This window comes from Evtepia sp. (assembly GCF_056797215.1).
This window is the reverse complement of the sequence record NZ_JBQILM010000053.1, coordinates 1-7,147: the sequence shown is the minus strand read 5'-3', so window position 1 is coordinate 7,147 and position 7,147 is coordinate 1. Positions and strand designations below refer to the sequence as shown.

7 protein-coding genes are annotated in these 7,147 nt (G+C 62.9%); 6 read left to right on the top strand and 1 reads right to left on the bottom strand.

What is annotated here, in order from left to right:
- Window positions 1-2,367: cation-translocating P-type ATPase (locus ACTOZL_RS09760; protein ID WP_482478186.1), on the bottom strand; the 2,367-nt coding region annotated here is incomplete at its 3' end.
- Window positions 2,368-2,628: 261 nt separating this feature from the next.
- Between ACTOZL_RS09760 and ACTOZL_RS09755 the strand changes: the two genes are divergently transcribed.
- From ACTOZL_RS09755 to ACTOZL_RS09730, 6 genes are all read left to right on the top strand, one after another.
- On the top strand, window positions 2,629-3,015 hold the full coding sequence (locus tag ACTOZL_RS09755) for a NusG domain II-containing protein (protein WP_482478185.1): 387 nt from the start codon (window positions 2,629-2,631) through the stop codon (window positions 3,013-3,015).
- Window position 3,016: 1 nt separating this feature from the next.
- The gene (locus ACTOZL_RS09750; RefSeq protein WP_482478183.1) at window positions 3,017-3,508 is read left to right on the top strand and encodes a Gx transporter family protein; all 492 of its coding nucleotides are present in this window, start codon (window positions 3,017-3,019) and stop codon (window positions 3,506-3,508) included.
- Between the two features lie 103 nt (window positions 3,509-3,611).
- Window positions 3,612-4,172 (top strand): biotin transporter BioY, encoded by a 561-nt coding sequence (locus tag ACTOZL_RS09745; RefSeq protein ID WP_482478182.1) that lies wholly within the window; start codon window positions 3,612-3,614, stop codon window positions 4,170-4,172.
- 23 nt (window positions 4,173-4,195) lie between these two features.
- On the top strand, window positions 4,196-5,185 hold the full coding sequence (locus ACTOZL_RS09740) for a biotin--[acetyl-CoA-carboxylase] ligase (RefSeq protein ID WP_482478180.1): 990 nt from the start codon (window positions 4,196-4,198) through the stop codon (window positions 5,183-5,185).
- A 78-nt stretch (window positions 5,186-5,263) separates the two neighbouring features.
- Window positions 5,264-5,653, top strand: a complete 390-nt coding sequence (locus tag ACTOZL_RS09735) for a hypothetical protein (protein WP_482478179.1) — start codon at window positions 5,264-5,266, stop codon at window positions 5,651-5,653.
- Between the two features lie 358 nt (window positions 5,654-6,011).
- Window positions 6,012-7,147 (top strand): MBOAT family O-acyltransferase (locus ACTOZL_RS09730; RefSeq protein WP_482478178.1); only part of this gene is annotated, 1,136 nt, incomplete at its 3' end.

Here is a 7,147-nt window from a genome sequence, read left to right as displayed (position 1 = left end):
CCCCGCCCCCTTGCAGCTAAAGCCGTGGAACAGCCGGGAGAGGCAGAGGGTGGCGAAGGCCATGGTGGCCCCCACCGGCTGGCCTCCGGCGGACAGCCCCAGGTGGAAAGCGGCCAGGGTGGCGGCGGACATCACCGCCCCCTCCACCGCCACCTTGGTGAGGAAGGCCCGGGTGAGGATGCCCTCCTTCCGGGGGCGGGGACGGTCCAGCATCACCGCGTCGTTGTGGGGTTCCAGCCCCAGGGCGATGGCGGGGAGGGAGTCCGTCAGGAGGTTGATGAACAGCAGGTGCACCGCCGCGAAGGGCACCGGCAGGGCCAGCAGGGCGGCGTAGAGCACCGTCAAGATCCCCGCCAGGTTGCCGGAGAGGAGGAACTGGATGGAGCGGCAGATGTTGGCATAGAGGTTGCGGCCGTTCTTCACCGCGTGGACGATGGTGGCAAAGTTGTCGTCGGTGAGGACCATGCCGGCGGCGTCCTTGGCCACCTCGGTGCCGGTGATGCCCATGGCCACGCCGATGTCCGCCTGCTTCAGGGCGGGGGCGTCGTTGACCCCGTCCCCGGTCATGGCCACCAGGCAGCCCCGGGCCTGCCAGGCCCGGACAATGCGGATTTTATGCTCCGGGGACACCCGGGCGTAGACGGACACCTGGGGGACAAAGTCCATCAGGGCCTGGTCGTCCATGCCCTCCAACACCGCCCCCTCCACCGCCTGGGTGCCGGGGGTGAGAATGCCCACCTCCTGGGCAATGGCGGCGGCGGTGACCACATGGTCCCCGGTAATCATCACCGGGCGGATGCCTGCGGCGATGCAGTCTGCCACCGCCTGTTTGGACTCCTCCCGGGGCGGGTCCATCATGGCCATGAGACCCAGGAAGTCCAAGCCGTGTTCCGTCTCCAAGCTGACGTCGCTGTGGTCCAAGGGGCGGCAGGCAAAGGCCAGCACCCGCAGGCCCTGGCGGGAAAAGGCCTCGTTGGCTGCTTGGATATCTGCCGCTTCCCCCTCGGTGAGGCGGCAGCGGGACAGGAGTACATCCACCGCCCCCTTGGTGAGAAGCAGCAGGCCCCCGGAAAAGCGGTGGACGGTGGACATCAGCTTCCGGTCAGAGTCAAAGGGGAGCTCGCCCAAGCGGGGCCATTGGGCCCGGATTGTCTCCTCTTCCAGGCCCCAGTCTGCCCCCAAGCGCACCAGGGCGGTTTCCGTGGGGTCGCCGATCTCCGTCCCGTCGTCCTGGACCACGGCGTCGCTGCACAGCAGGGCGGTTCGGAGCAGGGCCGCCTGGGCGGGGTCCTGGACGTCCACCTCTGTGGCAGGAATGACCCGCCCGCCGGTATAGAGCTGCCGGACGGTCATCCGGTTCTGGGTCAGGGTGCCGGTTTTGTCCGAGCAGATCACGGACACGCTGCCTAAGCCCTCCACCGCTTGGAGCTGGCGCATCACCGCATGCTCCTGGGCCATCTTCCGGGTGCCGAAGGAGAGGACGATGGTGACAATGGAGCTGAGGGCCTCCGGGATGGCGGCCACCGCCAGGGCCACGGCGAAGAGGAAGGCGTCCATCACCGGCTGGTGGCGCAGGAATACGTTCAGCCCAAAGAGCAGCAGGCACAGCAGCAGGACCCCCAGGGATAGGCCCTTACCAAACTGGTCCAAGCTGACTTGCAGGGGTGTTTTCCGGGCCGAGGTGGCGTTCAGCAGGGTGGCCACCTTGCCCATCTCCGTCTCCATCCCTGTGGCGGTGACCAGGAAGCGGCCCCGGCCGTAGGTGACAAAACTGCCGGAGAATACCATATTGGCCCGTTCTCCCAGGGGGGTGTCCCCGGGGAGGGGGTCCGTGTGCTTCTCCACCGGTAGGCTCTCCCCGGTGAGGGCGCTCTCGGCGGTTTTCAGGCTGGCGGATTCCAACAGCCGCCCGTCGGCGCACACCGCGTCCCCCGCCTCTAGGAGCACGATGTCCCCGGGGACTACCTCCCGGCCTGGGCACTGCACCAGCTGTCCCGCCCGGAGCACCTTGGCGGTGGGGGCGGAGAGGGCGGCTAGGCTGTCCAGAGAGGCCTGGGCCTTTAAGGTTTGCACGGTGCCCAATACTGCGTTGAGTACCACCACCGCCAGGATTACCCCGGCGCTCTCCCTGTCCCCCATCACGGCGGACACCGCCGCCGCCAGCAGCAGGATGACCACCAGGAAGTCCGCGAACTGTTGGAGGAAAATGCCCAGGGGCCCCTTGCGGCCCCCCGCTTGGAGCTGGTTTGGGCCGTACTGTCCCAGCCGTTGCTTGGCCTCCTGGGTGCTGAGGCCTTGGCCCCTGGAAGCCAAGGCGGCCAGGAGTTCCGTGCCATGGTGGGTCCAGGGTTCCTTGATTTGTTTCATACTGATCTCTCCTTTGTGTACAAAAAAGCGAGACTTTTGCGCAAAAACTATGCGCAAAAGTCTCGCTGTTTTATCCTGAAGCGGGGCCGTGCCCGGATTGACGCCGCAGACGCACGGAGGGGACCGTGCCAGCTACTCCCTTTTACGCAGATATCATATCCTATGTTTGCACCTTTGTCAAGGGGGAAGTTGAAAAGACTTGCCTTTCATGGCCAAATGGGGTAACATGGGGGACAGTAAACCGCAATGGAGGGCCAAGCTATGGCGCAGCGCACAGAAAAATCCACAAGGTTTTGGGCCGCTTTGGTGCTGTCCCTGTTGGCCGCCAGTGTTTTGGCCGCGGCGCTGCTCTTCCTCCTCCGGGAGGATGGCAGCCGGGTGGAGATCTACCGAAACGGCGCCCTGGTGGAGACCTTGCCCCTGGACCAGGATGCTGCCTATGAATACCAGGGGGAAAGCGGCGGCGGCAACACGGTGGTGATTCAAAACGGCCAGGTGGCCGTTACCCAGGCGGATTGCCCCGACCAGGTCTGCGTCCGCCACGGCCCCACAGACCGCACCGGGGACCCCATCGTCTGCCTGCCCCACAAGCTGGTGGTGGAGGTGGTGGACGGGAAGGGGGAGGCTGCCTTGGATGGAGTATCCTAACATGAAGCTGAAACGACTGACCACCATGGCCATGCTCACCGCCGTGTCCATGATTATTTTCCTGGTGGAGGCCCAGGTCCCCCTGCCCATCCCCATCCCCGGGGTGAAGCTGGGGGTGGCCAACGTCATCACCCTCTTCGCCCTCTGGACCCTGGGCTGGCGGGAGGCCGGGGCCATCCTGTTGATCCGGGTGGTGCTGGGGAATATGGTGGCGGGGAGCTTTAGCGCCATGCTCTTTAGCCTGGCGGGGGGCTGCCTGTGCTGGGTGGTGATGAGCCTGTTAAAACCCCTGCTGAGCCTTAAACAGACCTGGGTGATGAGCATTTTTGGGGCCATCGCCCACAACGCCGGGCAGCTGGCGGTGGCGGTGTTCATCTCCGGCACCGTTTCCATCCTGGTGTATGCCCCGGTGCTGATGATTGCGGGGATTGTCACCGGCTTCTTTACCGGGAAGTGTGCCCAGCTGGTGCTGGAACACATGAAGCGTTTGTAAACGCCAGGGGATAAAACGTAAACCTGATTTTATATTTTGGTTGACAATGATTCCCTGCCGTGGTATACTCACCTCATTCCCAAAGAAATGAGGTTTGTTTCCCATGTCAACACAAGTCCTACCCAAACCCCAAACCAAGGTCCGTGACCTGTGCTACATCGCCTTGATGGCCGCCTTGATGGCGGTGTGCAGCTGGATTACGGTGCCCTTCGGCCCAGTCCCTTTCACCATGCAGACCTTTGCCATCTTCGCGGCCCTGCTGCTCCTGGGGGGCAAGCGGGGGACCCTTGCCATCACCCTTTACCTCTGCCTGGGCCTGGTAGGCCTGCCGGTGTTCTCCGGCTTCAACGCCGGGCCGGGGGTGCTGTTGGGGGCCACAGGGGGCTACCTTGTGGGCTTTCTGGCGGCGGGGCTGCTGTATTGGGCCATTAGCTCCCGTGTGGGCACAGGGTTTTGGGCCCAGACCTTCTGTATGCTGCTGGTGACGGTGGTGAACTACGCCTTTGGTACCGTCTGGTTCCTGAAGGTCTACACCGGCGGCGGCAATGCCGCCACCCTCACCGGGGCCCTGGCCACCTGCGTGGTCCCCTTTATTTTGCCCGGTTTGGTGAAAATGTTTCTTGCCCTGGTGGTCTGGAAGCGGGTGGGGCCCTACATCCATTGATTTGATTGTTACGAGGTGATCTCATGTTGGTCCGTGACCGCGTGTTAGAGGCCTTAGAGGCCCACCGGGGGGAGTATTTCTCCGGGGAGGCCCTGGCGGCGGAGCTCTCCGTCACCCGGGCTGCTGTGTGGAAAGCCATATCCCAGCTGCGGGAGGGGGGCGTGCCCATCGACGCCGCCCCCCATCGGGGCTACCGCCTGCCGGCGGACAGCGATATGCTCACCCCCCAGGGCATTGCCCGCTATGTTACGGTATCCGGCCTCCAAGTGGAGGTGCGGGAGGAGGTCAGCTCCACCAACAACGTCCTCCGGGAGCAGGCCCTGTCGGGGGCCCCGGAGGGCACGGTGCTCATTGCCCGGCGCCAGAGCGCCGGGCGGGGGCGGCGGGACCACAGCTTTTTCTCCCCGGCGGATTCGGGGCTGTATATGAGCTTCCTCCTGCGGCCCAGCATTTCCGCCCAGGTGGCGCTGCTGCTCACCACCTGCGCGGCGGTGGCCACCGCCTTTGCCATTGAGGAGGTCACCGGGGTGCCCACCCAGATCAAGTGGGTCAACGACGTATTCTGCCGGGGGAAAAAGGTCTGCGGCATCCTCACCGAGGGGGACGTGGACCTGGAAACCGGGGGGATGCGCTATGCCGTGGTGGGCATTGGGGTGAATGTATACCCGCCCCAGGGGGGCTTCCCCCCGGAGCTGGACCAGGCGGGGGCGGTGTTCCAGGCGCGGCCCACGGGGGCTCTGCGCTGCCAGCTGGCGGGGAGCCTGCTGAACCACTTTTTCACCCTCTATCCCCAGGTTCAAGAGCGGAGCTTTTTCGAGGCCTACCGCAGCCGCTGCCTGGTGTTAGGCCAGGCGGTGGAGGTGCTGGAAGGGGGACGGGTCCGTCCGGCCACGGTGCTGGACCTGAACCCGGACTTCACCCTCCGGGTCCGGGAGGCGGACGGGAGGGAGCGGGACCTCTCCTCCGGGGAGGTACGGGTCCGGCTTTCTGAAAGAAATTGTAAATTTTTATGAGCGCTTCTTGACTGTTGGCGACAAAACGCTATAATGATAGATTGTTAAATACTATTGTTATTGCAGGAGGTGGCCCCTATGGCGGAGCACGTCAAGAATTTTTGGCAGAAGCACCCGGGGGTGGATTTTTACAGCCTGTTTTGGCTGGTGCTCTTCCTGCTGCTCACCCAGTTGGGGCGGTTGTATTTGCCCCTGTATATTCCGGCGGCCATTGTGCTGGTATATCTTCTCAGCCGGGTATTTTCCAGGGATCAGGAGAAGCGGAATTTGGAGAATGCCCGCTTTTTGGCGCTGCTCCGGGCCATCTCCCAGTGGTTCCGCCGGCGCAAGCGGGCGCTGACGCCGGATCGGGAGTATTATTATTTCAAGTGCCCCAACTGCGGCCAGCCCATGCGGGTGCCCCGGGGCCTGGGGACGGTCCAGATCACCTGCCGCTCCTGCTCCTCCCATTTTGAAACCAAATCCTAACCTACTTTTTCTTGAAAGAAAAAGTAGGCAAAAAGAACTTTAAGCTCGCTTCTGGCGTTGGGGGGACCTTTTACATCTCAACCCGGTAACGGAAAGTGGGTGGGGGCTGTTGGGGTTTTTGGTATTCTCTCAAAAAGTAGGTAAAAACTTTAGACTCGCTTCTGGCGTTGTGGGGGGCTATAGGCTTTCGCACGGTAACGGGAGTGGGTTTTTTATTGGGATAGCAGGCGGAGCTTTTTTGATACCCTGAGGATAGCGTGAGGGGGGACTTTTTTCTGGAAATTTGGCTGGGGCTGTGGTATGCTTATAGGACACGTAAGAAAGGGGTCCCTTCATGCTGTTCAATTCCTTTCCGTTTTTGCTCTTTTTTCCTCTGGTTACCCTGGCCTATTTCCTCATCCCGGAGCGGCTGAGGACGTTTTGGCTGCTGGGGGCCAGTTATTATTTCTATATGTGTTGGAACCCCAAGTACGCCCTGCTGATGCTGCTCTCCACGGCCATCACCTATTTCAGCGGGCTGCTGCTCCGGGACGCGGAGCGCATCCCCGACCCGGCGGCCAGGCAGCGGCGCAAGAAGCTGTGGGTGGGGCTGAGCTTTGGGTCCAACCTGGCGATTTTGTGTACCTTCAAGTACCTGGGCTTTTTGCTGGACAACCTGGCCCGGCTCCTGGGGCTGGCGGGGCTGAGTGTTGCGGCCCCGGCCATTGACCTGCTGCTCCCGGTGGGCATCTCCTTTTACACCTTCCAGGCCCTGGGCTACACGGTGGATGTTTACCGGGGGGACACCCGGGCGGAGACCAACTTTTTCCGCTATGCCCTCTTCGTCTCCTTCTTCCCCCAGCTGGTGGCGGGGCCCATTGAGCGCTCCGGCTCCCTGCTCAAGCAGTTGAAGCGGCCGCGGAAGTTCCACTATCGCCGGGCCCGGGCGGGGCTCTTGCGGATGGGCTGGGGGTTCTTTCAAAAATTGGTGATTGCCGACCGGGTGGCTATGTGGGTGGACACGGTGTTCCATGACCCTGCCGGGAAGCCCGGCAGTACCGTTGCTGTGGCAACGGTACTATTTACATTCCAGATTTATTGTGATTTCGGCGGCTATTCCAACATCGCCATCGGGGCCGCCCAGGTAATGGGCATCCGGCTCATGGACAACTTCCACCGGCCCTTCTTGGCCCTGTCCATCCAGGACTTTTGGCGGCGGTGGCACATCTCCCTGTCCACCTGGTTCCGGGACTATTTGTACATCCCCCTGGGAGGCAGCCGGAAGGGGGAGGCCCGGGCCCTTGCCAACCTGATGATTGTGTTTTTGGTCAGCGGGCTATGGCACGGGGCGGGATGGACCTTTGTGCTCTGGGGTGGGCTCCACGGCCTGTACCAGGTGGTGGGGAAGCTGACCCGGCCGCCCCGGCAGGCCCTGCGCGCTGCCCTCCACATCCAGGAGGAGGGGCTTTTGCGCAAGCTGGTGGCGGTGCCTGTTACCTTCTGCCTCACCTCCTT

Excerpts from the sequence above, each read along its gene's own strand:
- ACTOZL_RS09735 (WP_482478179.1), top strand. The coding sequence starts at position 5,264 with ATGGCGGAGCACGTCAAGAATTTTTGGCAGAAGCACCCGGGGGTGGAT.
- ACTOZL_RS09745 (WP_482478182.1), top strand. The coding sequence starts at position 3,612 with ATGTCAACACAAGTCCTACCCAAACCCCAAACCAAGGTCCGTGACCTG.
- ACTOZL_RS09750 (WP_482478183.1), top strand. The coding sequence starts at position 3,017 with ATGAAGCTGAAACGACTGACCACCATGGCCATGCTCACCGCCGTGTCC.
- ACTOZL_RS09740 (WP_482478180.1), top strand. The coding sequence starts at position 4,196 with ATGTTGGTCCGTGACCGCGTGTTAGAGGCCTTAGAGGCCCACCGGGGG.
- ACTOZL_RS09755 (WP_482478185.1), top strand. The coding sequence starts at position 2,629 with ATGGCGCAGCGCACAGAAAAATCCACAAGGTTTTGGGCCGCTTTGGTG.